Source organism: Arthrobacter sp. JCM 19049, from assembly GCF_001310435.1.
Map to the genome: position 1 here is coordinate 1 of NZ_BAXF01000508.1, position 1,504 is coordinate 1,504.

Consider the following 1,504-nt stretch of genomic DNA (forward strand, 5'->3'; position numbering starts at 1 on the left):
TCCCTATGCCCACCCTGGCCAGGGTGCTGGCCCGGCAGATCGCTGCCAACAGCGCCGACCCGGTCAGCGCCGGTCTGGAGGCCGGCACCAGCTGGGGCCGGGAACTGGCCCGGGAACAACACGCAGACTCGACCCAACACCTGAACCCTCAGGCCAGCGCGGCCCAGCGGTCCTGCCCGTCCTGCGGCGCATGGGATTTGACCCCAGCCAGGCGGCTGACGGACAGATCAGGCTGCAAGCCTGCCCGTTGCTGGGCACCGCCCGCGTACACCCCGAGGTGGTATGCAACGTGCACCTGGGCATCGTGCGCGGGGTGCTGGGCCAGGAGGCTGACCCCCACCCGGCCGAGAGCACCGCGATCACGCCGTTTGCCGGCCCGGGGTACTGCCTGCTGCGCCTGGATGATGCGCAGGACCGTGACTCATGAGCCACCCGTTGCGCAAGCCCGGCCCGGTCCGCCGCAGCGGGCGCTGGCGTCTGCTGCTGATGATCCCTGCGGGCCTGTGCCTGCTGGCCGGATTGGATGCGGGGTTGATCCTGCTGGATGTGCATGCGCCGCTGCCCGTCGCCAGTTGGGGCCAGGCCCACGGAATGGTCTTGGTCTTTGGATTCGTCGGCGCCTCATTGCCCTGGAGCGGGCCGTGGCACTGGGCAGGGCCTGGGGCTACCTGGCCCCCTTGCTGCTCGCCCTGGGCGGGCTGGGCCTGCTGGTTTCCCTGCCCCGGATCCTTGCCGGCACACTGCTGCTGGCCGGCATGGTGGCCACCGTGGCGCTCTACGTTCCGCTGTGGCGACGCCAACGGGCGGTGGCGGTGCTGATCCAAATGCTCGGGGCGGGGGCCGGGGTGGCCGCGACGCTGCTGTGGCTGGCGGGCGTGCAAACCTCCCTGATCCTGCCCTGGCTGTGCAGCTTTCTGGTGATCACCATCGCCGGCGAGCGCGTGGAACTGGCCCGGCTGCATCTGGGCCCACGCTCAGAGATGGTGGCCCTGGTGTTGTGCTGCGCCGTGGTGGGCTGCGCGGCGGCCTCCGTCTTATGGGTCTGGCCCGGCACCGTTCTGTTCGGGGCGGCGCTCGCGTTGCTGGTGCTGTGGCTGATGCGCCAGGACGTTGCCCGGCGCACCATACACGCCCAGGGGGCACCGCGCTTCATGGCCGCGTGCCTGCTGGCGGGATACTTCTGGTTGCTGGTTGCCGCGGTGACCTGGTGTTTCGGGTACCCGGTGAGTGTTGCGGCGTACGACACGGTGGTGCACGGAGTGTTCCTGGGCTTCGTGATGTCCATGATCATGGCCCACGCCCCCACGATCCTGCCGGCGGTACTGGCCATCAAGCTGCCGTATCGGGCACTGATGTGGTCCCCGCGGTGCTGCTGCACGCCGGACTGGTGCTGCGCCTGTGGCTGGGTGACGGGCTGGGGTACGAGCTGCTGTGGCAGGCTGGCGGGGTGTTGAACGTGGTGGCGGTGGTGCTGTTCGTTCTGGTGGCGCTGGCCAGTGCGCTG

Annotated in this window: 1 protein-coding gene and 1 pseudogene; both read left to right on the forward strand. The window is 69.9% G+C overall.

Features of this window, described 5'->3' with window-relative positions:
- Positions 1 to 427 (forward strand): annotated as a pseudogene (locus tag JCM19049_RS21065) (hypothetical protein); the annotation flags it as partial.
- Between the two features lie 214 nt (positions 428 to 641).
- On the forward strand, positions 642 to 1,454 hold the full coding sequence (locus tag JCM19049_RS13885) for a hypothetical protein (protein ID WP_279403246.1): 813 nt from the start codon (positions 642 to 644) through the stop codon (positions 1,452 to 1,454).
- Positions 1,455 to 1,504: the final 50 nt, after the last annotated feature.